Source organism: Burkholderia sp. AU31624 (genome assembly GCF_020420065.1).
Classification (GTDB): Bacteria; Pseudomonadota; Gammaproteobacteria; order Burkholderiales; family Burkholderiaceae; genus Burkholderia.
This window is the reverse complement of the sequence record NZ_JAIZRT010000011.1, coordinates 197,533-220,628: the sequence shown is the minus strand read 5'-3', so window position 1 is coordinate 220,628 and position 23,096 is coordinate 197,533. Positions and strand designations below refer to the sequence as shown.

Below are 23,096 nucleotides of genomic sequence, written 5' to 3'. Positions count from 1 at the left end.
TTCTCCTGTTTCCGCATCTCAGATCACGCCGCGCGTGCGCCAGTCGCCGCGCGTCGCCGCATCGATGCCGAGCGATTCGAGTACCGCGTCGGTATCCGCGCCGAGCGCGGGCGCCGCGTGGTCGATGCGCCCGGGCGTCGCGCCGAGCTTCGGCACGATACCGGGCACGAGCACCGGCGTACCGTCGGGCAACGCGGCATCGACGAGCATGTCGCGGGCGCGGTAATGCGGATCGGCCGCGATGTCGGCCACGTCGTAGATGCGCCCGGACGGAATGCGTGCTTCGTTCAGCGCGGCCAGTACGGCATCGAGATCGTGCTGCGCGCTCCATTCGCCGATCGCCGCGTCGATGCGCTCGACCTGCGCGACGCGTCCGTCGTTGTGCGCGAGCGCGGGATCGTTGCCGAGATCGGGCCGGCCGATCAGCTCCATCAGGCGCCGGAAGATGCTGTCGCCGTTGCCCGCGATCAGTGCGTACTTGCCGTCGCGGCAGCGGTACGCGTTGGTCGGCGCGATGCCGGGCAGGCTGCTGCCGGCCGCCTCGCGCACGGCGCCGAACGCCGAGTATTCGGGCAGCAGGCTTTCCATCATGTTGAAGACCGACTCGTACAGCGCGACGTCGACGACCTGCCCGTGGCCGCCTTGCTGCTCGCGATGCCGCAGCGCAAGCAGCACGCCGATCACGCCGTGCAGCGCCGACAGCGAATCGCCGAGCGAGATGCCGACGCGCACCGGCGTGCGGCCGGGCTCGCCGGTCAGGTGCCGCAGGCCGCCCATCGCCTCGGCGATCACGCCGAAGCCGGGACGGTCGCGGTACGGGCCCGTCTGGCCGAAGCCCGATACGCGCAGCATCACGAGCCCCGGGTTGATCGCGGACAGCGCGTCCCAGCCGAGCCCCCAGCCTTCGAGCGTGCCGGGCCGGAAGTTCTCGATCAGTACGTCGGTTTCCGCGACGAGACGGCGCACGACGTCCTGCCCTTCGGGCGTGCGCAGGTCGAGCGTGAGCGAGGTCTTGTTGCGCGACTGCGCGGCCCACCAGACCGACGTGCCTTCATGCAGCAGCCGCCATTTGCGCAGCGGGTCGCCGAGCCCGGGCGGCTCGACCTTGAGCACGTCGGCGCCGAATTCGGCGAGCATCCGGCCCGCGAACGGCCCGGCGATCAGTTGGCCGAGTTCCAGCACGCGAATGCCGTCCAGGGGGCGTGTCATGGCTGTCTCCGATGCAATCGTGGTGTCGATGAAGGCGATCATGACGGCGTTCGCGCCCGGCGAAAATCGATCGATGCTCAACCAGCCTTTCCGTTTCGGAAAGGCGCGCGTCGCGCCCCTCATGCAGGCGTTGCGTCAGCCTTTCCCTCCGGGAAAGCGCGCTCGCGCAACGGGCAAACGACGGCGCGCGCGCCGCCGGCAGAATCGAACCCGTTCCGCGCCCGCCGGGCGCCTGTCAGCGAGACCCGCCATGTTTTCTGCTTCCTTTCCCGCGAAGATCGTGTTTCTCGACCGCGCGACGCTGTCGCCGCACACCGTGCTGAAGCCGTTTCCGTTTCCGCACGTATTGCAGACCTTCGACCGGACGGCCGCGCACGAGATAGCCGCGCGCATCGCCGACGCGGACATCGTCGTGACCAACAAGGTGCGGCTCGACGCGGCAACGCTCGCCGATGCGCGGCGCCTACGGATGATCGCGATCGCCGCGACGGGCACCGACATCGTCGATCTCGACGCGTGCGCGGCGCGCGGCATCGTGGTGAGCAATATTCGCGGGTATGCGGTCCGCACGGTGCCCGAGCACACGTTCGCGCTGATCTTCGCGCTGCGCCGCAGCCTCGTCGCGTACCGCGACGCGGTGCGTGCGGGGCGCTGGCTCGACAGCGGGCAGTTCTGCTTTTTCGATCATCCGATTCGCGACCTGGCCGGCTCGACGCTCGGGATCGTCGGCGACGGCGTGCTCGGGCGCGCGGTGGCCGGCGTCGCCCGCGCGCTCGACATGCAGGTGCGGTTCGCGGCGCACGGCGATGCGGCGGGGGACGACTACGTGCCGCTCGACACGCTGCTGCGCGACAGCGACGTGATCACGCTGCACTGCCCGCTCACGCCGGCGACGCGGCACCTGATCGACGCGGCTTCGTTCGCGCGGATGGCGCGACGGCCATTGCTGATCAATACCGCGCGCGGCGGGCTCGTGGATGAAGGCGCGCTCGTCGACGCATTGCAGTCGGGGCAGATCGCGGGCGCGGGGTTCGACGTGGTCACGCAGGAGCCGCTGCCGGCCGCGCATCCGTTCCACGCGATCCTGTCGCATCCGGCCTTCATCCTGACGCCGCACGTCGCGTGGGCGAGTGACGAAGCGATGCAAGCGCTTGCCGATCAGCTCGTGGAAAACGTCGCCGCGTTCGTGGATGGCGCGCCGCGGCACGTGGTGTGACGTGCGTGGCGCAAAGTGCGGCGGGAGGTTATTTGAACCGCAAAACAGAACGGCCCCGCTCGATGGCTCGAAGCGGGGCCGGCTGAATTCGGGGGCTGCTTACGCCAGCGACTCGGCACGTTACGGGTTCGTGCATCCGCCCTATCTTGCGGCCGGTTTCTGAATTCCTGATGGGCTCTACTTTAAGGAATCCAGACGACCAACGATATAGGACAAGTCCGAAACTGAATGGGGCCAATTCTGGAAACGACCGTTTCGATCGCAGCGCACCGCGACCGACGCGAATCTCAGTAAGCCGACATCTCGACGCAAGGATCGACCTTGGACGGCGAGCAGATGACCGAGTACTTTGCGCTCTCGCGCATCAGCGCTTCGCCTTCGTGCAGCGCGATCTTGATCTCGGGGTGACGCTCGTACGCGAGGAAGGCCGAGCACACGACGGCGGACATCACGACGAGGGAAAACACAAATTTTTCAAGGGTTTGGAAACGTTCAGGCATGGTTCGACCTATCTCTTAGGCCGTGATTATATCTCGAAATAAGGGTTTTCCCTATAACCGGGCCCACATACCGAGGATGCGTTCGGTCTTTTGGAACCAGTGTTCGCACCCCTTTTCGGTGAATCGGTATCGAACGCGGGTCGCGCCGGCCGAATGGCGCCACCCCGCCGGCCGTGGTCGTGCCTGCACGGGGCGAGGGTCATCGATGGTTTGAAGAAACGGAACGATCGCGGCTCGCAGGGACGAAGCCGCGTGCCCGCGGAATCAGGGCACGCCGCGCCGCCGACGCGTCACTGCGGCGCCGACGCGCCGCTCGCCGCATTGCCCGGCCACGCCTTGCCGATTTCGTCGACCAGCGACTTCGCGGTGCCCGTCACGATCGCCGCGTCGACGCCGGACGTCTGCCACGCGCCGTCGGCGGCCTGCACGAAGGTCAGGTTCGCGCGCGAAGGCTTGTAGTCGGCATTGCGCCACGTGACCACGACGTCGCACGAGTAGGTGCGGTCGCCGAGCTTCTTGCAGTCGCCGTCGGGCTTCGCCGACACGACATCGGCCGAGACGGGCAGCGGCTGGCCGAACAGCGCGTTCAGGCCGCCGTGGTTTTCCGCCTCGAGCGCGCGGCGCACGGCGGCGTCGACATCGCTCGAACCGGGGCCGTCGTGGAGCAGGTTGCAGGCAGCCAGCAGCGTCGATACACCGGCGAGTGTCAGCAGCGTGTGGAACTTCATGGATATCCGTGATCGGTGGAATGCCGCGTAGTCTGCAACGTCCGCGTGTCGCGCGCGGTATCCATTTGTAACCAATTGCACGGAGGCGCGAGCGGCATCGCGTACCCGCGTGTCGCCCTCGCCTACTGCCGCTCCTGCTTCACGCGGCTGACGAGCTGCGTCGGGCTCACGAACTGCAGCGCGATCACGACCCACACGAGCGTGATGGCCATGTAGATCATCGCCATCGCGTCGATCGATTGCGGCGCGCGCACGCCGGTCGAGAACACCGCGTAATACAGCGCGACGACGAGTGTCTGCGTGCTCGGCCCCGCGGTGAAGAAGGTCAGCTCGAACATCCCGATCGTGCGCACCAGCACGAGCAACCCCGCCGCGAGCATGCCGGGCACGAGCAGCGGCAGCAGCACGTAGCGGAAATAGCGCCACGTGTTCGCGCCGAAGATGCGCGCGGCGGCTTCGAGATTCGGATCGATCTGCTCGATGAACGGCGTCATCACGAGGATCACGAACGGCAGCGCCGGCACGAGGTTCGCGAGGATCACGCCGGGCAGCGTGCCCGCGAGCCCGACCTTGTACATCACGGTGGCCATCGGGATCCCGTACGTGACGGGCGGCACCATCAGCGGCAGCAGGAACACCAGCAGCGCGAAGCGCTTGCCGCGAAACCGCACGCGCGCCAGCGCATACGCGGCCGGCACGCCGAGCGCGATCGACAGCAGCACGACCGCGCCGACGACCTCGACGGTCACCCATAGCACGCTCGCGAGCTGGAAGTCCTCCCACGCCTTCGCATACCAGTGCAGCGTGAAGCCCTGCGGCAGCGGCGTGCCGAACCAGCGGGTCGCGATCGAGTTCACCGCGACGGTCGCGATCAGCAGCATCACGTTCAGCAGGAAGAACGCCATCAGCCCCCACACGAGCGCCTTCCACGCGCGGCCGGCGAGATTGCTTGTCATCTTCCGCGGTTTCCTCGCGTCGACGGGGCGCGCATCGGGTGCATCAGGCGTGTCGTGCTTCGGCGGCCAGGTGCGCGCGGCATGATTGTCGGTCGCCATCAGCCCTTGCCTCCCGTCACCGCGCCCGTATAGAAGAAGCGGCGCGCGCCGAGCATCGACGCGACCACCAGCAACTGCACGAAACCCATCACGATCGCGATCGCCGACGCCAGCGAATAGTCGTAGCTCTCGAACGCCGCTTCCGCCGCCGCGATCGAGATCACGCGCGTGGGCCCGGCCGGCGCGCCGAGCAGCACGGCCGACGGAAACACCGAGAACGCCTGCACGAACGACAGGCATGCGGCCATCGTGAGCCCTGGCACGAGCAGCGGCAGGTAGATCTGCCGGAACTGCTGCCACGGGTTCGCGCCGAGCGTCGCCGCTGCGCGCGCGAGCGTCGGGTCGATGCCGCTGATGTACGACAGCATCAACAGGAACGCGAATGGAAAGCCCGACACGATCAGCGACAGCAGCACGCCCCAGTAGTTGTGCGTGAGGCGCACTTCGTCGGTGTACAGGTGCAGCCCCTGCAGCGCCTGCGGGAACCAGCCGTTCGGCCCGAAATACGTGAGCATCCCGTCGGCGACGAGCACGGTGCCGAGCGTCACGGGAATCACGAGCAGCGTCGTGACGAACTTCTGGTACGGCGAATGGCGGCGCAGCGCGAATGCGACGGGCACCGCGATGCCGACGTTGAGCAGTGTCGCCGGTACCGCGAGCTTCAGCGTGACGAGCACGGTCGGCCACATCGCCGTGTCGGTGAAGAACTGCACGTAGTTCGCGAGCGCGCCGCCGCCGTTCATCGGCTGGAACGACAGCACGAGGCCGTACGCGAACGGGTAGATGAACAGCGCGACGATGAACGCGAGCGCGGGCGTGACGAGCCACGCTTTCGCGTCGCGCGGCGTGCCGCCGGACGCGACCGTGCTCATGCGGCCTCCCGGTATGACGGCGCGGCGGTCACGCCGCTCATGTCGGCGCTCCCGGATAGACGAGCGTGCGTGACGGCGCAACGCGCAGCCGCAGCGGCTCGCCTTCCGTGAATTCGCCGGCGACGCGCGCCCAGATCGGGCCGAACGGCGTGACCGCGCGGATCAGCGAATCGCGGCCGCCGTACTCGACCGTTTCGACGGTCGAGTCGAACGCGTTCGTGTTGTCGCCCGCATCGTCTGCCCGCTCGACGTCGTCGGGGCGCAGCGCGACCACGACCTCCTTCGTATCGAAGCCGGCCATCGGCACGCCCGTGACGCGCACGCCACCGGCCGCGACCGTCACGTAATCGCCGGCCATGCCTTCTAGCGTGAACGGCAGCACGTTGCGATAGCCCATGAAGCGCGCGACGTGCAGGTTGTGCGGGCGTGTGTAGACGTCCTTCGGCGTCGCGACCTGCTGCACGACGCCCTCCTTCATCACGACGATGCGGTCGGCCATCGACAGCGCTTCGTCCTGGTCGTGCGTCACGTAGATCGTCGCGCGTTCGAGCTGCGTGTGGATGCGGCGGATCTCGGCGCGCATCTCGATGCGCAGCTTCGTGTCGAGGTTCGACAGCGGCTCGTCCATCAGCACGAGCGGCGGCTCGATCACGATCGCGCGCGCAATCGCGACGCGCTGCTGCTGCCCGCCCGACAGTTGCCCGGGCAGCTTGCCCTCGTGGCCGACCAGCTGCACGAGTTCGAGCGCCTGCTGCGCGCGCCGCCGCGTTTCCTGCTTCGGCACGCCGCGCATCTTGAGGCCGAAGCCGACGTTGTCGAGCACCGACATGTGCGGAAACAGCGCGTAATTCTGGAACACCATCCCGAAGCCGCGGCGCTCGGGCGGCAGCACGTCGATGCGCGTGTCGTCGAGCCAGATGCCGCCGCGCGTGAGCGGCTGCAGCCCCGCGATGCAGTTGAGCGCGGTCGACTTGCCGCAGCCCGACGGGCCGAGCAGCGCGATGAACTCGCCGCGCCGGATCTCGAGATCGAGCCCGTTCAGCGCGGCGACCTGCGCGCCTTCGGCATTGGTGAAGCTGCGGCATACGCCATCGAGCCGCAGCCGTTCGAAACTGTGCTTCATTGCGCGAACTCCCTCGACGCGGGCGCCGCGGCGCCCGCCGGTTCATGCGTCACTTCGACTTCTGCGAACCGATCTCGCGATCCCACTTCTGGAACGCGGCAACCATTGCCTGCGCGTTGAGCGGCTGCACGTGCGGGCGCTCCGCGAGCAGCTTCGCGTACTCGGGGCGGCCGAATTTCTTGATCACTTCCTGGCTGTGCGCGGGCGCCATCTCGAGCGTCACGCCCTTCACCGCCGGGCCCGGATAGAAGTAGCCGTCGTCGTAGGTCATCGCCTGTTGCGCCGGTTCGAGCAGGAAATTCATCAGCTTGAACAGCACGTCGAGCTTTTCCTTCGGCACGCCCTTCGGGATCACCATGTAGTGCGCGTCGTTGACCCACGTCATGTTGTCGAAGGCCTGGACCTTGAATTCCGCCGGCACGATGCCGAGCGCGCGCGGGTTGAGATCCCAGCCGGTGACGGTCACGGTCATGTCGCGCGTGCCCTCGCCGAGCTCCTTCATCACCGCCGACGTGCCGCCCGGGTAGTACGGCACGCAGTCGTTCAGCGCCTTCAGGAACGCCCAGGTCTTGTCCCAGCCGTTGATCGGATCCTGCGGATTCTTGTCGCCGAGCACGTACGGCAGCCCCATCAGGAACGTGCGGCCGGGGCCCGAGTTCGCCGGGCGCGCATAGATCAGCTTGTTCGGGTGCGCCTTGCACCACGCGAGCAGCTGATCGGGCGTCTTCGGCGGGTCGCTGACCTTCGCCGGGTTGTATTCGAGCAGCGGGCCGGCCGGCATGTAGGTGACTTCGAGGCCGTAGCCCTGCGCGAGATCCTGCATCTTGCGCGGGCCGGGCGCGTATTTGTCGAGCACGCCGGGGAGCGCGGCCGCGTCGTCGGGCAGCAGCTTCTGCCACAGGTTCTGCTCGATGCCGGCGGCCAGCGCGTCGGTGCCCGTCAGCACGAGGTCGATGTCGGCGCGCCCCGCCGCCTGCATCGCCTTGATCTTGCCCGGCAACTGCGGCGCGGGCGCGTTCGTGAACGTGACGTTCGAGACGAGGTTCGGGTTCTTGTCCTTGAAGGCTTCGATGACCTTCTGCGTGAGCTGCAGGTTGCCCGCGACATCGACGATGTTCAGCGAGACGGGGGCGGCGACGGCGGCCGTGGCAGACAGCGTGAAGCCCAGCGCGAGTGCGATCCGGCGGACACGGCGAGCGATCGGGGTGGCGTTCATGTCTCCTCACTTCGGTCGGTGGATGGGACCTTTCTTTTCAGGAAATCATGACGGCGTTATACGATGTCGGTCAACAAAAAACCACGGCGTGCGGGGCGGGACTTTCCCTGACAAATGCCTTCCGTTTATTGAGGATTTGTGTGCCGACCGATGCTGGGGCGTCGTGCCGGGTCGATTGCGCCGCGTGTTAAGACGTCGTATCTCGGCGATCGGCGAAATGGAATCGGTTCGAGGCCGCATCGCGACGCGACGGTGACGGCGCGCGCGCCGGGCACCCGGTCGGGCGCGGCGCACGAAAGGCGGGAATATTCGGTCAGTCAGGCCGTGCCGAGAGCGGCCACTTCTTCGATCAACCGCTCTGCATCCCGCCACTCGCCATACCCCGACGCCGGGTTCAGGTGGCCGACCTCCCCCAGATCGACGAGCTGGCTGCCCCACCCGGCCGCCAGCGCCTCGATGCGTTCGAAACCCGCGAGCGGATCGTTGCGGCTCGCGGCGACGATGCTCGGAAACGGCAGCCGTCCGGTCGGTATCGGCGTCCAGCCGTTCGCGGCGATCGCCTCGGGCGCCGGATAACCGGCAGGCATCGGCGACTCGAGATCGGCCGGCGCCGCGAGCAGCGCGCCGTGGATCTGGCGCGTGGCCTGCCGTGCCCAGTGCACCGTGATCATCACGCCCGCGCTGTGCGCGACGAGGATCACCGGGCCGTCGATCCCGGCCAGCGCCGCATCGAGCGCCGCGACGCGTGCGGCGCGGCTCAGCTTGTCGGCTTCGAGCGGCGCGACGGCGCGTGCGTTCGGCAGACGTCGTTCGAGGTGCGTCTGCCAGTGGTCTTCGACGTGATCGCGCAAGCCGGGCACGATCAGGATGGTGGGGGTGGTCGTCAGGGTCATGCAGTCTCCGAAACGTTCAGGAAAGGTGGGACGCGCGCCGTTCGCATTCGACGCGGGCGAGGTCGGCCACATAGCTCGCGCGTCCGATCGCGAACAGCACGGCGGCCATGAGCGGCACGACCGGAATCCATTGCAGCGCGCCGACGAGGCCGGCGCGATCGGCGACCCACCCCGTCAGCAGCGGGCCCGGCGCCATGCCGAGCAGGTTGTTGGCGAGCGTGAGCGTCGCGAACGCCGACGCGTGGATCGCGGCCGGCGTCAGGTTCGCGACCATCGCGCCCGATGCACCGGACGCACCCGCGCCGACCAGCATCCCCGCGCAGATCAGCGCGAGCTGCAGCGGCCCGGGCGGCAGCCGGAACGCCATCGCGAGGCACACGCCCGTGAGGACGCAATACGCGATCGCGGTCAGCCACTTGCGCTTGCCGTCGGTCTTGCCGACGCGGTCGGTGACGATCCCGCAGCCGACCATCCCGACGCCCGCGAGCAGCACGAAGCCGGCCGCGAGCACCGCCGCGCGGTCGGGCGCCATCGCGTAGTAGCGGTTCAGGTAGCTCGGCAGCCACGCGAACAGCGCACCCGGCACGAACAGGTGCAGCCCGCTGCCGAGGTACGCGCAGATCACCGAGCGCGATGCGAACAGCCCCGACATCAGCGCGCGCACGTTGCCGCGCAGGCCGCGCGGCACGCCGGCGTCGCGCCGGCACGGTTCGATCCGATACGCGGCGAGCCGCCGTTCGGTCACGACGCAGCGATACACGACGAGCAGCACGATGCCGAGCGCGGCCATCACGCCGAACGACCAGCGCCAGCCGAGATGCGCGCCGACCAGCCCGCCGAGCGCCATCCCGAACACGGAGCCGAACGCACCGCCGGCCATGAACGCGCCGGTCAGCGTCGCGCGCAGCCGTGCCGGAAAGATGCTGAGGATCAGCGCGACGCCGACACTGCCGTACGCGGCTTCGCCGAGCCCGACGAGGCCGCGTGCGACGAGCATCTCCGCGTAGTTCGTCGACAGTGCGCAGCCGAGCGTCGCGATGCTCCACAACGCGGCCATCAGCACGATGCTGCGCACGCGTCCGAAGCGGTCGGCGAGTACCGACAGCGGGAACGTCAGCAGCCCGACCAGCAGCGCGACGACGCCGGACAGCGAACCGAGCTGCGTGTCCGACAGCCCCCACGCGTGCTTGAGCAACGGGAATACGGCATTGAGCACCTGCCGCGACATGTAGTCCGACAGCAGCAGGCCGACGGTCAGCCCGAACACGAGCCACGCATACGCGGGCGCGCGCCGGCCGGCGGCGGCGATGTCCTGCATCGACGGCTCGACTTGATGGATCAGCATGCGTGTCTCCTCCGGCGCCGGAGGTCGTGCTCCGGCGCGGCTTGCGTGGCCCCGCTCCGTGGCCCGGAGTCAGCCCCCGCGCCGTGCGCGGGGATGGGTGCCACGCCACAACGGTCGGCGGGCGGCGGCCGTGGCGACCGCCTGCCCGGGTGCGCGGCGCGTCAGGCGGCCCGCAGCGGCACGTTCACCTGGCCGGAGCGGCGGTTCGGCGCCATCCCGAGGTGCGCCAGCGTCTCGTCGATGCCGTCGTACTGCACGCCGATCCGGTAGATCGCCTTCGCCTCCTTGCCGGTGGCGATGTCGCGGCCGAGTTCGCGCGCGATCCGCACGCACTGCTCGACCTGTTGCACCGACGTCATCCGGTTGCCCTTCTGGTCGATGATCGTGTCCTCGATCCCGCAGCGCGGATGCAGGCCCAGCGCCATCGCGACCGTGTTGATCGGCAGCACGTTCTTCATCAGCGATTCGAGCGTGATGCACGCGCCGTCCGGGCAGCGCCGCACGAATTCCATGAAGTTGTACGGATTCGGGCCGTCAAAGCCGCCGCCGATCCCGACCCACGTGACGTTCAGCGGGCCGCGATAGACGCCGCGGCGAATGATCCGCTCGAGCGTTTCCAGCGCGTGCATCCCGGTGAGCTGGAAATGCGGCTGGATGCCGGCCGCCTGCAGGCGGCGCAGGTGCTCGTCGACCCAGCCGGGGCCGGCCGGCACGGTCATCTCGCGGTACGCGTCCCAGTACGCGGCTTCGTTCAACGACGTGCCGGCGATGTCCTGGCGGTTCATCAGCTCGGTGATGTTCATCTGCACGGTGTTGATCGCGACCGTCACCTGGTCGGGCTTCGGCGTCAGCTCGGCGAGCATGTGGCGCGTGTCGTCGGACAGCCATTTCGCGTCGGCCCCCTCGCCTTCCGGCGCGAACGAGATCGAGCCGCCCACCTGCAGGATCATGTCGGGGACCGCCTCGCGCAGCCGGCCGAGCAGCTCGTTGAACTTCGACAGCCGCTTGCTGCCCTTGCCGTCGAGCTCGCGCACATGCATGTGCAGCACCGTCGCGCCCGCGTTGTAGCAGTCGACGGCCTTCTGCACGTGCTCGTCCATCGTCACCGGAATGTCTTCCGGAAAATCGGCCGGCATCCATTCGGGGCCGTACGGCGCGACCGTGATGACTACCTTGTCCTGGTTTTCCGGGTGCAGCGAATCGTCGAGAAATTGCATGTCGTCCTCCAGTGGAAATCGTTGTATTGCGGGCGTACGGGCGTGCGTATCCCGCCGCGCCGGGCGGCGGGCCCGGCGCGTTGCATGGGGTTTCAGAGATGGGCTACGGTGTTGGCGGGCTCAGAACGGCACGTCGCCGACGATGCCCGCGCGCTCCATCTGGCGCACGCACGGCGGGTAGTCCATCACCGCGTAGTGCTGGGTGCTGCGGTTGTCCCAGATCGCGACGCTGTGCTTCTTCCAGCGCCAGCGCACCTGGTATTCGGGGATATATGCCTGGCTGATCAGGTATTGCAGCAACTGGCCGGCGCCGGGATTCGCGTCCTGCCCGACCCGCACGCGCGCCGGCGTGTGGAAGTTCGTGAAATGCGTGGTGAACGCATTCACGTACAGCACCTTCTCGCCGGTTTCGGGATGCGTGCGCACGACCGGATGCTCGGCGTCCGGGTACTGCGCCTTCAGCGCGAGGCGCTTGTCGATCGGCATCGCCGCGCCGAAGCTCGCCTCGATGCTGTGGCGCGCGCGCAAGTCGTCGATCTGCTGCTTCACGTGCTCCGGCAGGCGCTCGTAGGCGAGCACCATGTTCGCCCACATCGTGTCGCCGCCAACCGGCGGACCGTCGATGCAGCGCAGCACGCAGCCGAACGGCGGCGCCACGCGCCAGCTCGCATCGCTGTGCCACGCATTCTCGTAGCGGTCGTTCGGCTGGTCGGGCGACTTGTAGATCCGCACGAGCCCCGGATGCTCGGGATCGCTGCCGGCCACCGGATGATCCTCGAGCTCGCCGAAGCGCCGCGCGAACGCGACGTGCTCGGCGCGCGTGATGTCCTGGTCGCGCAGGAACAGCACGCGATGGCGAAGCAGCTGCACGCGGATCTCGGCGAACAGGCCGTCGTCGTGCACGGCGTCGGCGAGGCTCACATCCAGCAGTTCCGCGCCGATCGCGCAGGTCAGGGGTTCGACTCGCATGCGCGTCTCCTCAGACGATGAACACCGACGAACCGGTCGTCTTGCGCGATTCGAGATCGCGATGCGCCTGCGCGGCGTCCTGCAGCGCGTAGCGCTGGTTGATCTCGATCCGGATCCGGCCGGCCGCGACGTGCGCGAACAGTTCGCCGGCCAGGTCGTTCTTCTCGGCCGGATCGGCGATGTAGTCGGCCAGCGCCGGGCGCGTCAGGTACAGCGAGCCTTTCATCGCGAGGCGCTGCGGATCGAACGGCGGGATCGGGCCCGACGCGGTGCCGACGCACACCATCAGCCCGCGCCGCTTCAGCGAATCGAGCGAGCCTTCGAAGGTGTCCTTGCCGACGCTGTCGAACACGACGTCGACGCCCGCACCGTCCGTCAGCTCGCGCACGCGTTTCGCGACGTCCTCGCGGCTGTAGTCGATCGTGTGGTCGCAACCGTGTGCGCGGGCGATTTCGGCCTTGTGCTCGCTGGAGACGGTGCCGATCACCTTGAGCCCGAGCAGCTTCGCCCATTGCGACACGATCAGCCCGACGCCGCCGGCGGCCGCGTGCAGCAGGATCGTGTCGCCCGGTGCGAACGCATGGATGCTGCGCAACAGGTAGGCCGACGTCAGGCCGCGCATCGTCATCGCCGCGGCCGTTTCGCACGTGATGCCGGCCGGCAGCCGCACGAGCGGCGCGGCGGGAATCAGCCGTTCGGTGCTGTACGCGCCGAGCGTGTTCAGGAAGCCCGTGTAGGTCACGCGGTCGCCGACGGCGACGTTCGTCACGCCGGGGCCGACCGCTTCGACCACGCCGGCCGCCTCGACGCCGAGGCCGGCGGGCAGCGGCACCGGATAAAGGCCGCTGCGGAAGTACGTGTCGGCGAAATTCAGGCCGACCGCGTCGTGCCGCAGGCGCACCTGGCCGTGGCCCGGGTCGCCGACCTCGACTTCCTCCCAGCGCAGAACCTCGGGGCCGCCGGTTTCGTGGAATCGCACTGCATGTGCCATGGTGTTCTCCGTAAGGTGTCAGTCGGATGCGCGCCGCGCATCGTCGGGTTCGTTCGGTTCGTTCGCGCGTGGCGGGCGCGCGGCTGCGCCGTCCGCCAGCGATGCATCCAGTCCGGCCCAGTCCGCGTCGCCGAGATAGCGCCGCGCGGCCGGGAAAATCACGCCTTCCATCCGCCCCATCTGCTCGAACGCGCCGTGCGCGTAGCGGGCGAACGCCGTGTCGAACACGGCCGACGGCAGCCCTTCCGCGGCGATCCGCATGAGCGCATCGAGCGCTTGCGCGTCGCGCTGCCGCTGGCGGTCGAGTTCATCCAGTTCGGCCGCGACGCACTCCGCACGGACGCGCAATGCCGCGAACAGGCGCGCTTCGGCGGCCGTGCCGAACCGGGCGTGCTGCAGGGCGGCGAGCGATGCCAGCGCCTCCTGCGTCTCTGCCGCGTGCTGTTGCGGCGCGTCCACGTCTGCGGGTACGCCGGTCGTCATCAACGCCCGCAGCCACCCTTCAACCGCACGATGCGCATCGAGGCAACGCGCCATCACGCGCGCCTCGGCCGGCGTGCGCCGCGACGTGCACACGAGCACCGGCACGCCGCTCTTTGCGAGCAGGTGCTGCCGTTGCGCGCAGGCCGCCGCATCGGCCTCGTGCGGCAGCGCCGCAACGCCGATCAGGTCGCAGCCGAGTTCGGCCGCCAGCGCACCGGGCGCTGCGTCGCCGGCCCCAGGATGGCCGGCGCCCGGATGACCGGCCCCCGCGATCGCATGAGACAACCCCTGTGCCCGCGCGGCGGCTTCCACTTTCGCACCGTGCTCCGGCAGCCGCGCTCCGGATAAACGCGAGTCCGGCGCGGCGCCGGTCAGCATGAACGTGACCCGGGCGCCGACCGCACGCGCCAGTTCGAGCGCATGGCCGATCGCGTCGATGCCGCCGGGCGAGCCGTCGACCGTCACGAGCAGATGGCGGTACATCGTGCCGCTCCGCTTATCCGGCGAGCGGCGCGCTGCGCCGCGTGCCGGTCGATACGATCTTCATGGGTGGGTTCCTCGCGGTGTTCGTCTTGCATCGGAACCCATGCTATCGATACGGCGCCGGTGCGGCCCCACTCGTCGCGGGGGGGATTGACGCGCGAATGCGGTTCGGCCGATCCTTCCCCCCACACCCACCCCGGACGCTGGCCCCCACGGCACCGCCGGAATCCGACTGCTGCCCCGATGGCCCACCCACCCGATCGCGCCGACGCGCCTCCCACCGAACTGGTCCTGAAGACGACCGCGCCGCGCGTGCCGGCGCAGTTGCTGGCCCGCGCGCGGCTGAGCCTTGCCGCACCCGCTTTCGACGGCCGGCCGGTCACGCTGGTGCAGGCGCCGGCCGGTTACGGCAAGACGTCACTGCTCGCGCAATGGCGCCGCGAAACCCTCGCCCTCGGCCGTGCGGTCGTATGGCTGTCGGCCGACGAGCGCGACGATGCGGCGCGGTTGCTGCAAGGGCTCGTGCAGGCGGTGCGGACCGGTTGTGCACGGCCCGGCTTCGGGCGCCTGATCCCGATGGGCGCGGCCGACGCGGCGCGCGCGCTGGAGGGCGTGACCGCGTGGCTGGCCGAGGTCGCGCAACTGTCGATCGATGCGCTGCTGATCGTCGACGATGCGGAGCGGTTGCCGCCCGCCGGCCTCGATGCGCTGACCTACGTGCTGCACAACGCGCCGCAAAACCTGCATGTCGTGGTTGCCGCGCGGCGCGGGCTCGATTACGTGGCCGGCGACCTGCTCGCCGGCGGGCAGTGCACGCTCGCGGGCCCCGACTGGCTGCGCTTCACGCTCGACGAGACGATCGCGCTGGTCGGCGCGCGCTTTGCGCAGCGGGTCGACGCCGACGCGTGCGCGCGGCTGTTCGAGCGCGTCGACGGCTGGCCGCTCGGCCTGCAGCTCGCGATGGCCGCGATGGCGCGCTCGGCCGACCCGCGCCAGGCGGTCGACGCACTCGCCGCCCGCGTGGACGGCACACGCGACCGCCTCGTCGAGCTGCTGCTCGCGAACCTGTCTGCCGACGACACCGCATTCCTGACGCGCACGAGCGTCGCCGATCGCCTGCATCCGTCGCTGTGCGCGGCGCTGCTCGACGACGCAGGCGCACCCGGCCGTCTCGCCCGGCTCGCACGCGACACGCCGCTGTTCATTGCGTCGGACGATTCGGACTGGTGCCGGCTGCATCCGCTCGTGCGCGACACGCTGCGCGACCGCCTGGCCGCGGGCTCCGACGCCGAGCGCAGCGCGCTGCATGCGCGGGCGGCTGCGTGGCTCGACGCGCACGGGATGACCGAGGAAGCCGCCCGTCACGCGTATGCGGCCGGCCAGTTCGAGGTGGCGTACGCGCTCGCGCAGCGTTGCCTCGAGGATGCGATCAAGCAGGGCCGCATCAACGACGTGCTCGACTGGCTCGCGCTGCTGCCCGATGCGGAGCTCGACAAGCGCCCGACGCTGCGCGTCGCGGTGGCCTGGGCGCTGGCGCTCGGCGAGCGCCATGTCGAAGCGCAACGCCAGATCGCGGGCATCCTCGCGGATCCCGGCACGCCTGCGGCGATGCGCTACGAGTGCGCGCTGATCCTCAGCGCGGCCGCGTATTACGCCGACGAAATCGACCGCTTCGTCGAGCTGTTCGAACCGTGGGCCGACTTCACGCCGCCGGCGGCGACTTGGCTCGCGCAAATGCATGCGAACCGGCTGTCGGCGCGCGCGATCATCGTCGGCGAACCGGCGCAGGCGCGCCGCTTCCAGCACGCGGCGCCGCGCGGCGAGACGGCGGCCGGGTTCGGCTACGTCGCACGCTGGGGCGAGCTGATCACGGGCCTGAGCTACCTGCGCGAGGGCCAGGTGCGGCTGGCCGACGACGCGTTGTCGCCGGCGCTGGCGCGTGCGGAAGCCGATCTCGGGCGCCGCCATCCGCTCACCTGCATGCTCGCGGCGATGTGCGCGGCGCTCGCGTACGAGGCCGACCGCGTCGACCAGGCCGCCGCACTGCTCGCGAACCGCCTCGACGTGCTCGAACATGCGGGCACGCCCGACACCGTGCTGCTCGGCTATCGCACCGCCGCGCGCATCGCGCTGCTGCGCGGCGTCGAGCACCGCGCGATCGACCTGCTCGAAGCGCTCGACGCGATGGGCGTCGCGCGCCGCCTGCCGCGCCTGTCGGTCGCGAGCCTCGCCGAACAGGTGCGCATTCATGCGGCGCGCTATCGCGAAGCGACCTGCCACGCGCTCGTCGAACGGATCGATGCGATCGCCGCGGCCGAGTTTCCGTCGCACGGGCCGTTGTGGCGGCGCCCCGTCGTGCTGCTGCAGGCCACCGCGCACGCGGGTGCCGCGCTGGCCGCGCGCCGCTGGGACGATGCAAGCGCGGCGCTCGACGAAGCCGCCGTCCTGGCCCGCGAAATGAGCATGGGGCAGGCGCGCATCGAGATCATGGCGCTCAGCGCGTTCGCGCGCGAGCAATCGGGCGGCGGCGGCCGCGCGTTGCTCGACGAAGCGATGAACCTGGCCGACCTGTTCGGGCTGACGCGCACGCTCGCCGACGCGCATCCGGCCATCGCCGACTGGGCGCGCCGCGCCGGCGACGAAGCGGCCGCCGGCACCGGCCCCGCGCGGCACGCGCTGCCGCAGCCACGCATCGTGCCGCCCGCCCCGCGGGTCGCGGCCAGCCCGCGCGCCGTGCCGAGCGTCGTGCTGACGCCCAAGGAGCGCGCGATTCTCGAACTGCTCGCGCGCAACCTGTCGAACAAGGAGATCGCGGTGGCGCTCGCCGTCGGCGAGGAAACCGTGAAGTGGCACCTGAAGAACCTGTTCGGCAAGCTCGACGCCAGTTCGCGCAAGCATGCGGTGCGCCGCGCGCTGGTGCTCGGCCTGCTCGAAAGCGCGCCCTGACGTCGTAACGCCGGTTTCGCCAGTCGGGCGCATCGTCGCGCCCGCTTTCCTCCGATTCTCCGCAACCCTGCCCCCCGCGCATGGGGGGGAGCGGCCGCCCGCCGTTGCGTAGTCTTTCCGCACGGCTCATGCGGGCGTGGCCTGTCACACCTTCCCGCCAGCCTCCCTGCTTCACCCGGACGGGCTCGATCCCGTCCGGTCCAATACGACCCTGGAGACTTCGATGAAGACGAAACTGGCCGCGCTCGCGGCGCTTGCCGGCTGTTCGGCGCTCGCGCAGGCCCAATCCTCCGTCACGCTCTACGGCGTGATCGACTCGGGCCTGCTGTACCAGAGCACGTCGGCGGCATCGTTCAGCCCGACCGCGCCGAACACGGGCAAGGTGTTCCGCATGAAGGACGGCGGCATCTACTCGAGCTTCTGGGGCATCAAGGGCAGCGAGGACATCGGCGGCGGCTACAAGGTCAACTTCAAGCTGCAGGGCTCGTTCGACAGCGGCAGCGGCAAGCTGCAGCTGAGCGATACGCCGGGCGCCGTCGCGATCTTCAACCAGGTCGCGTCGCTCGGCGTGTCGGGCCCGTTCGGCACGTTCACGGCCGGCCGCCAGATCGTGCCGATGATCTACGCGATGGCCGACACCGACGTGCGCAACGCGCAGTTCTTCGGCAGTGTGCTGATCGCGTGGCTCGGCCTGAACACGGCGGCCGGCTGGTCGGGAACGAGCACCAACGCAGCGATCGGCGCGCTGTACGACAGCAATGCGCTCGTCTACCAGTCGCCGACCTTCGCGGGGGCGTCGATCGCGCTCGAATACGCGCCGGGCGGCGTGGCCGGGCAGTTCCAGGGCGGCACGCGCGAGTCGGTCGTGCTCAGGTATGCGAACGATGGGCTCAATGCTTCGGCCGCCTACTACAACGGCCATGACACGAGCCCGGCGCCGGGCGTCGCGCCGACCGGCGTCGACAACAACCGCTTCATCTACTTCGGCGCGAAATACACGATCCACGGTTTCTCGGTGTCGGCGTCGTACGGCAACGGCAGGAATCCGTCGCATGCGGACAAGGCGAACCTCGACATGCTGTCGGCCGGCCTCGGCTATCGCTTCACGCCGGCGCTGCAGGTGACGTCCGCGGTGTATTACCTGAAGGACCGCAACGTCTCGGCGAACAAGTCGACCGCGGTCGTGCTCGCGGCCGACTACAGCCTGTCGAAGCGGACGATGGTCTATGCGCAGGTCGGCCACGTGAACAACCGCGGCACGATGGACCAGATGCTCGTGTACGGGCAGCCGGTCGCGCCGGGCGTCGGCACGACGGCCGCGATGGTCGGGCTGCGGCACACCTTCTGACGGTTGCCGGCGGCGCCTGGCGATGCCGCGGCGGTCGCGCGTGGCCACCGCCTGCATCGATCCGCGGGATCGGCTACAGTGGGCGTTTTCGGCGCGCTCCGCCCTGCCGTCTCGCCATCGACCGTGGCGCGTGCGGCGGCAGGAACGGGGCGCGGATCCTTCACTTCGACGAGCGACCCTCCATGTCCGACCTGTCCGCCTTCCCGATCACGCAAAAGTGGCCGGCCCAGCATCCCGACCGTCTCCAGCTCTACTCGCTGCCGACGCCGAACGGCGTCAAGGTGTCGATCATGCTCGAGGAAACCGGCCTGCCGTACGAGCCGCACCTCGTGCGCTTCGACACGAACGACCAGCTGTCGCCGGCATTCCTGTCGCTGAACCCGAACAACAAGATCCCGGCGATCATCGATCCGAACGGCCCGGACGGCAAGCCGCTGCCGCTGTTCGAATCGGGCGCGATCCTGATCTATCTCGCGGACAAGACGGGCCAGCTGATCCCGAAGGATCTCGCGGGCCGCTACGAGACGATCCAGTGGGTGATGTTCCAGATGGGCGGCATCGGGCCGATGTTCGGCCAGGTCGGGTTCTTCCACAAGTTCGCCGGCCGCGATTACGAGGACAAGCGTCCGCGTGATCGCTACGTCGACGAGTCGAAGCGCCTGCTCGGCGTGCTCGACGCGCATCTCGCGAATCGGCAATGGGTGATGGGCGATACCTATACGATCGCCGACATCGCGATCTTCCCGTGGGTGCGGAATCTGGTCGGGTTCTACGAAGCGGGCGACCTGGTCGGCTTCAGCGAATTCCGGAACGTCAAGCGGGTGCTCGATGCGTTCGTTGCGCGGCCGGCTGTCGAGCGTGGGCTCAATATTCCGGCACGGGGTTGATGGGTTAAGCGGGTGCACACCGTGCAGGCCGCGATCTGAAAAAAACCGCCGCATTGCGCGGCGGGTTTTTTATTTGAAGGTCTTCGCGAATTTTCCGGGAGCGCCGTGAAGAATGTCGTTGTTCGGCGCGGCGGAGAACGTTCGAGTTGCCGAGGTAGCGGTGCCAGTTACGCCAGCGCGTCACGTGGGTCACCGCCACGACGGATCGGACAGGTGTTCCGCAAAGTAATCGGACAGCGCAGCCACCTTGGCCGGACGGGCACGCGCGGACGGCGTGACGAAGTAAAGGCCGCCCTTCGTCAACGACCAGTCGGTCAGGAGCGCCTCGAGGCGGCCATCGGCCAGATATTCGCCGGCGATGAATTCGGGCAGTTCTGCAATCGCGAGGCCATCGAGCAGCGTGGGCAGCAACGCATCGGCATTCGTCACGCGCAGCGGCCCGGTCGGCATGACCGGTTCCTCCTCACCCGCGCCGTTCGTGAACCGCCACACATCGCCGCGTGCGCGATAGGCATAGGAAAGGCACGGCCGATCCACCAGTTCGCGCGGATGGGCGGGCCGCCCTTCCCGCTCCAGATACGCCGGCGACGCCACCACGAACTGGGTGACCGCGCACAGCCGGCGCGCGACCAGCGAGGAATCCGGCAGCGCGGCGATGCGCAGCGCGGCGTCAAAACCGTCGGCGACCAGATCGACCGACGCATCGGAAAGATGCAAGTCGATCGACACCTCGGGATACGCGCGAAAGAAGCCGGGTAACAGCGGCGCAACCCAGCGCAGCCCGAACGACATCGGCACGGCGAGCCGCACCAATCCGCGCGGCTGCGACGACATCTCGCGCGCGGCGTTTTCCGCCTCCTCGGCCCGACGATAGATCTCGCCGGCCGTCTCGCAAATGGTCCGGCCGAACTCGGTCAGCGCGAGCTGCCGCGACGTGCGATTGAAGAGCCGCGCACCCAGCCGGTCCTCCAGACGGGCGACGCCCCGCGAGACCGTCGCGACGGACACCCCCATCGCACGCGCCGCCGCCGCGAACGATCCTTCCTCGGCGACCTTCGCGAACATCGCGAGTCCTTCGAAATCCGGCAGCTTGGCCATCGCCCCTCATCTTTTCATTTATGCAACGTTAGATTGCAATCAATTCTATTTCGAAACGATCGGGGCGTCGATATTCTCCTCACATCGCAGCACGCAACACCGAACGCAGTCCCACTTATCGAATGCAAGGAGAAGCAAAATGGCACGCAAACTCGACAGCAAGATCGCCCTCGTGACCGGCGCAACCAGTGGCATCGGTCTCGCCACCGCCCAACGCTTCGCGGCGGAAGGCGCGCACGTCTACCTCACCGGGCGCCGTCAGGCCGAACTCGATGCCGCCGTGAAAGGCATCCAGGCAGCGGGCGGGAACGCGACCGGCGTCCGTGTCGACTCCACGAAGCTCGATGAGCTCGACGCGCTGTACGCGCAGATCAAGGAAGAACAGGGGCGCCTCGACGTGCTGTTCGCGAACGCCGGCGGCGGTTCGATGCTGCCGCTCGGCGACATCACCGAAGCACACTACGACGACACCTTCGATCGCAACGTGAAGGGCGTGTTGTTCACGGTGCAAAAAGCGCTGCCGCTGCTCGCCGAAGGCGCATCGGTGATTCTCACCGGTTCGACCGCCGGCAGCGCCGGCACCGCTGCCTTCAGCGTGTATTCGGCGTCGAAAGCCGCGGTGCGCGCCTTCGCACGCAGCTGGATTCTCGACCTGAAGGACCGCCGCGTCCGCGTGAACACGATCAGCCCGGGGGCGACCCGCACGCCCGGCCTGCTCGACCTCGCCGGTGACGATGCCGTCCAGCGCCAGGGTCTTGCCGATTACCTGGCGGCCCAGATCCCGATGGGGCGCCTCGGCGAACCGGGCGAGATCGCGAGTGCCGCGCTGTTCCTCGCCTCGGAAGACGCGAGCTTCGTGAACGGCGTCGAGCTGTTCGTCGATGGCGGCCAGCAGCAGATTTAAGCATTGCGCCGGGCGCGGATGCGATCGTCGATGATCGAGCCCGCGCCCGGCGCGTACGCGCATTTGAACCCGGACACCTCATGATCGAACATCGATCGTTTCAGTTGCTTGGCGCGACCCGCAGCGACTGGCGCGACACGCGGATGCATTTCCGCGTCGGCGCCTGCGGACGCCCCGATCACGGTTCGCTCGGCGCGCTCTACGCGTGGAACGACGAAGCGTTCGCTCCGCATGCCGCATTTGGCCTAGACGCTCACCGGAACGTCGAGATCGTGACCTGGGTGCGCTCGGGCGCGATCACGTTCGAAGATGACGCGGGCAATCGCACACGGCTGGTCGCCGATTCCATGCAGGTGATGCATGCCGGCGCCGCTATCCACCTTGCCGAGCGCAACGAGGAGAACGTCGCTGCGCGGCTGTTCCGGATCTGGCTGCATCCACGCACGCCCGGCGGCACGCCGCGTTCGGCGACGCGAACCTGTTCGCGCGAATGTCGCGAAGGCCGCTTCGTCACGCTGGCGAGCGGCGATCCCGATGACGTGTGCGCGGGTGCGCTGTCCATCCACGCCGACGCGCGCGTGCGCATCGCGACGTTACGCCAAGGCACGACGGTGCATCACGTGTTGCCGGGGTCAGGCGTGGCGTATCTGATTGCAGATCATGGCCGGCTCGATGTCGGCGAAGTCCGGCTCGCGCCGCGCGACGGGGTTGCCGTTCGCGACGAAGCGCGGCTCACGTTGGTGGCACGAGACGACACCGATGTCGTGATGGTCGAGCTGTTGCGGTAAGGGAGCCGTACCTTCGGGCTCGACCGCAACGACATGCTTCAATGGTTATGCGTCGTACGAAAAGCTCGGTTGGGTCGCTTTATGGGCCGTTTTGCGGTGAGGGGCAGACGTGGATTCCGCGTGACGGGGTGTCCGCCACGGGGCGGCAAGCGGCGTCCACGTAAATCATGACGACTTTTTTTGCCTGCCTCGTGCGTTCGCCTCACGCATGCTGCGGCGCTACTTTCCCTCAGCCCCTTTCGACGCCCCGTCTCCCAGCCCCGCCAGCAACTTTCCCAGCAGTTCCGACAACTGCGCCTGCTCCGCATCCGACAATACGGCCAGCAACTCCCGCTGGTTGTCGATATGCGCGACGACTGCCTCGTCGATCAGCGCGCGGCCGGTCTCCGTCAGCGCGACGAGCGTCCCGCGCCCATCCGCCGGGTTCGGCCGGCGCTCCACCCACCCTGCCTTCTGCAATCGGTCGATGCGCGCGGTCATCCCGCCCGACGACATCATCAGCGCGTCGTACAGCGCCGTCGGCGTCAGCGCGAACGGCGCCCCGCCGCGCCGCAGCGTGGCCAGCACGTCGAATTCGCCCGGCTGCATCCCGTAGCGCGCGAACAGCGGATTGAGACGGTCGCGCGCGATCACGAGCGCCGCTTCCTGCAGCCGCCCCATCACCACCATCGACGACGCGTCGAGATCCGGACGCTCGGCGCGCCATTGCGCGAGCGCATGCGCGGCTCGATCCATTAACCCTCCTCGGCTCACCAGTTATCTTGACGTCGAGATAAACCGGCATTTATCTTGATGTCGAGATACTTTACATGAAAAGCGCGGCAC

21 protein-coding genes are annotated in these 23,096 nt (G+C 68.7%); 6 read left to right on the top strand and 15 right to left on the bottom strand.

The genetic code is table 11. The annotated features are described in order from the left end of the window. Nucleotides 1–18 precede the first annotated feature (18 nt). Nucleotides 19–1,209 carry a CaiB/BaiF CoA transferase family protein gene (locus LGM89_RS32995; protein ID WP_226275248.1) on the bottom strand — a complete coding sequence of 397 codons (1,191 nt, stop codon included), beginning with the start codon at nucleotides 1,207–1,209 and terminating at the stop codon, nucleotides 19–21. 250 nt (nucleotides 1,210–1,459) lie between these two features. Between LGM89_RS32995 and LGM89_RS32990 the strand changes: the two genes are divergently transcribed. Beyond that, nucleotides 1,460–2,425, top strand: coding sequence for a D-2-hydroxyacid dehydrogenase (locus LGM89_RS32990; RefSeq protein ID WP_226275246.1), 966 nt, complete (start codon nucleotides 1,460–1,462; stop codon nucleotides 2,423–2,425). Between the two features lie 287 nt (nucleotides 2,426–2,712). Here LGM89_RS32990 and LGM89_RS32985 read toward each other — a convergent pair whose 3' ends face one another. The 12 genes from LGM89_RS32985 to LGM89_RS32930 all read right to left on the bottom strand — a co-directional run bounded on the left by LGM89_RS32985 (nucleotide 2,713) and on the right by LGM89_RS32930 (nucleotide 14,300). Continuing rightward, nucleotides 2,713–2,925, bottom strand: a complete 213-nt coding sequence (locus tag LGM89_RS32985) for a hypothetical protein (protein ID WP_006497261.1) — start codon at nucleotides 2,923–2,925, stop codon at nucleotides 2,713–2,715. Between the two features lie 290 nt (nucleotides 2,926–3,215). Continuing rightward, nucleotides 3,216–3,653 (bottom strand): hypothetical protein, encoded by a 438-nt coding sequence (locus tag LGM89_RS32980; RefSeq protein WP_226275244.1) that lies wholly within the window; start codon nucleotides 3,651–3,653, stop codon nucleotides 3,216–3,218. A 122-nt stretch (nucleotides 3,654–3,775) separates the two neighbouring features. Next, the gene (locus LGM89_RS32975) at nucleotides 3,776–4,708 is read right to left on the bottom strand and encodes an ABC transporter permease (protein ID WP_089494872.1); all 933 of its coding nucleotides are present in this window, start codon (nucleotides 4,706–4,708) and stop codon (nucleotides 3,776–3,778) included. Continuing rightward, nucleotides 4,708–5,580 (bottom strand): ABC transporter permease, encoded by an 873-nt coding sequence (locus LGM89_RS32970; RefSeq protein ID WP_089440114.1) that lies wholly within the window; start codon nucleotides 5,578–5,580, stop codon nucleotides 4,708–4,710. Before LGM89_RS32970 ends, LGM89_RS32975 begins: the two co-directional genes overlap by 1 nt. Before the next feature lie 37 nt (nucleotides 5,581–5,617). Continuing rightward, on the bottom strand, nucleotides 5,618–6,703 hold the full coding sequence (locus LGM89_RS32965; protein WP_226275242.1) for an ABC transporter ATP-binding protein: 1,086 nt from the start codon (nucleotides 6,701–6,703) through the stop codon (nucleotides 5,618–5,620). 49 nt (nucleotides 6,704–6,752) lie between these two features. Continuing rightward, nucleotides 6,753–7,919 carry an ABC transporter substrate-binding protein gene (locus LGM89_RS32960; protein ID WP_226275240.1) on the bottom strand — a complete coding sequence of 389 codons (1,167 nt, stop codon included), beginning with the start codon at nucleotides 7,917–7,919 and terminating at the stop codon, nucleotides 6,753–6,755. Nucleotides 7,920–8,236: 317 nt separating this feature from the next. Continuing rightward, nucleotides 8,237–8,812 (bottom strand): RBBP9/YdeN family alpha/beta hydrolase, encoded by a 576-nt coding sequence (locus LGM89_RS32955; RefSeq protein ID WP_226208091.1) that lies wholly within the window; start codon nucleotides 8,810–8,812, stop codon nucleotides 8,237–8,239. A 16-nt stretch (nucleotides 8,813–8,828) separates the two neighbouring features. After that, nucleotides 8,829–10,157 carry an MFS transporter gene (locus tag LGM89_RS32950; protein WP_226275238.1) on the bottom strand — a complete coding sequence of 443 codons (1,329 nt, stop codon included), beginning with the start codon at nucleotides 10,155–10,157 and terminating at the stop codon, nucleotides 8,829–8,831. A gap of 161 nt (nucleotides 10,158–10,318) precedes the next feature. Next, nucleotides 10,319–11,374: a 3-keto-5-aminohexanoate cleavage protein gene (locus LGM89_RS32945; protein ID WP_226275236.1), complete on the bottom strand. Its 1,056-nt coding sequence runs from the start codon at nucleotides 11,372–11,374 to the stop codon at nucleotides 10,319–10,321. Nucleotides 11,375–11,494: 120 nt separating this feature from the next. Then, nucleotides 11,495–12,343: a TauD/TfdA dioxygenase family protein gene (locus tag LGM89_RS32940; protein ID WP_206149551.1), complete on the bottom strand. Its 849-nt coding sequence runs from the start codon at nucleotides 12,341–12,343 to the stop codon at nucleotides 11,495–11,497. Nucleotides 12,344–12,353: 10 nt separating this feature from the next. After that, nucleotides 12,354–13,334, bottom strand: coding sequence for a quinone oxidoreductase family protein (locus tag LGM89_RS32935; RefSeq protein ID WP_226275234.1), 981 nt, complete (start codon nucleotides 13,332–13,334; stop codon nucleotides 12,354–12,356). 18 nt (nucleotides 13,335–13,352) lie between these two features. Continuing rightward, a complete protein-coding gene (locus LGM89_RS32930) occupies nucleotides 13,353–14,300 on the bottom strand; it encodes a universal stress protein (protein WP_226275233.1) in 948 nt (315 codons plus the stop codon). Nucleotides 14,301–14,543: 243 nt separating this feature from the next. Here LGM89_RS32930 and LGM89_RS32925 point away from each other — a divergent pair, with 243 nt between their 5' ends. The 3 genes from LGM89_RS32925 (at nucleotide 14,544) to LGM89_RS32915 (ending at nucleotide 19,481) form a co-directional block, all read left to right on the top strand. Next, nucleotides 14,544–17,246, top strand: a complete 2,703-nt coding sequence (locus tag LGM89_RS32925) for a LuxR C-terminal-related transcriptional regulator (protein ID WP_226275232.1) — start codon at nucleotides 14,544–14,546, stop codon at nucleotides 17,244–17,246. Between the two features lie 223 nt (nucleotides 17,247–17,469). Continuing rightward, nucleotides 17,470–18,594 carry a porin gene (locus LGM89_RS32920; RefSeq protein WP_226275231.1) on the top strand — a complete coding sequence of 375 codons (1,125 nt, stop codon included), beginning with the start codon at nucleotides 17,470–17,472 and terminating at the stop codon, nucleotides 18,592–18,594. A 182-nt stretch (nucleotides 18,595–18,776) separates the two neighbouring features. After that, a complete protein-coding gene (locus LGM89_RS32915; RefSeq protein WP_046545722.1) occupies nucleotides 18,777–19,481 on the top strand; it encodes a glutathione binding-like protein in 705 nt (234 codons plus the stop codon). A 189-nt stretch (nucleotides 19,482–19,670) separates the two neighbouring features. On the opposite strand, the gene LGM89_RS32910 is transcribed toward LGM89_RS32915, so the two are convergent. Beyond that, nucleotides 19,671–20,579, bottom strand: coding sequence for a LysR family transcriptional regulator (locus LGM89_RS32910; protein WP_226275230.1), 909 nt, complete (start codon nucleotides 20,577–20,579; stop codon nucleotides 19,671–19,673). Nucleotides 20,580–20,718: 139 nt separating this feature from the next. Here LGM89_RS32910 and LGM89_RS32905 point away from each other — a divergent pair, with 139 nt between their 5' ends. Both LGM89_RS32905 and LGM89_RS32900 read left to right on the top strand, forming a co-directional pair. Continuing rightward, nucleotides 20,719–21,483, top strand: a complete 765-nt coding sequence (locus tag LGM89_RS32905) for an SDR family NAD(P)-dependent oxidoreductase (protein WP_226275229.1) — start codon at nucleotides 20,719–20,721, stop codon at nucleotides 21,481–21,483. 80 nt (nucleotides 21,484–21,563) lie between these two features. Beyond that, nucleotides 21,564–22,271 (top strand): pirin family protein, encoded by a 708-nt coding sequence (locus LGM89_RS32900; protein ID WP_226275228.1) that lies wholly within the window; start codon nucleotides 21,564–21,566, stop codon nucleotides 22,269–22,271. Between the two features lie 219 nt (nucleotides 22,272–22,490). Here the strand turns inward: LGM89_RS32900 and LGM89_RS32895 are convergent, their stop codons facing one another. Beyond that, nucleotides 22,491–23,006, bottom strand: a complete 516-nt coding sequence (locus LGM89_RS32895) for a MarR family winged helix-turn-helix transcriptional regulator (RefSeq protein WP_089440100.1) — start codon at nucleotides 23,004–23,006, stop codon at nucleotides 22,491–22,493. Nucleotides 23,007–23,096 lie beyond the last annotated feature (90 nt).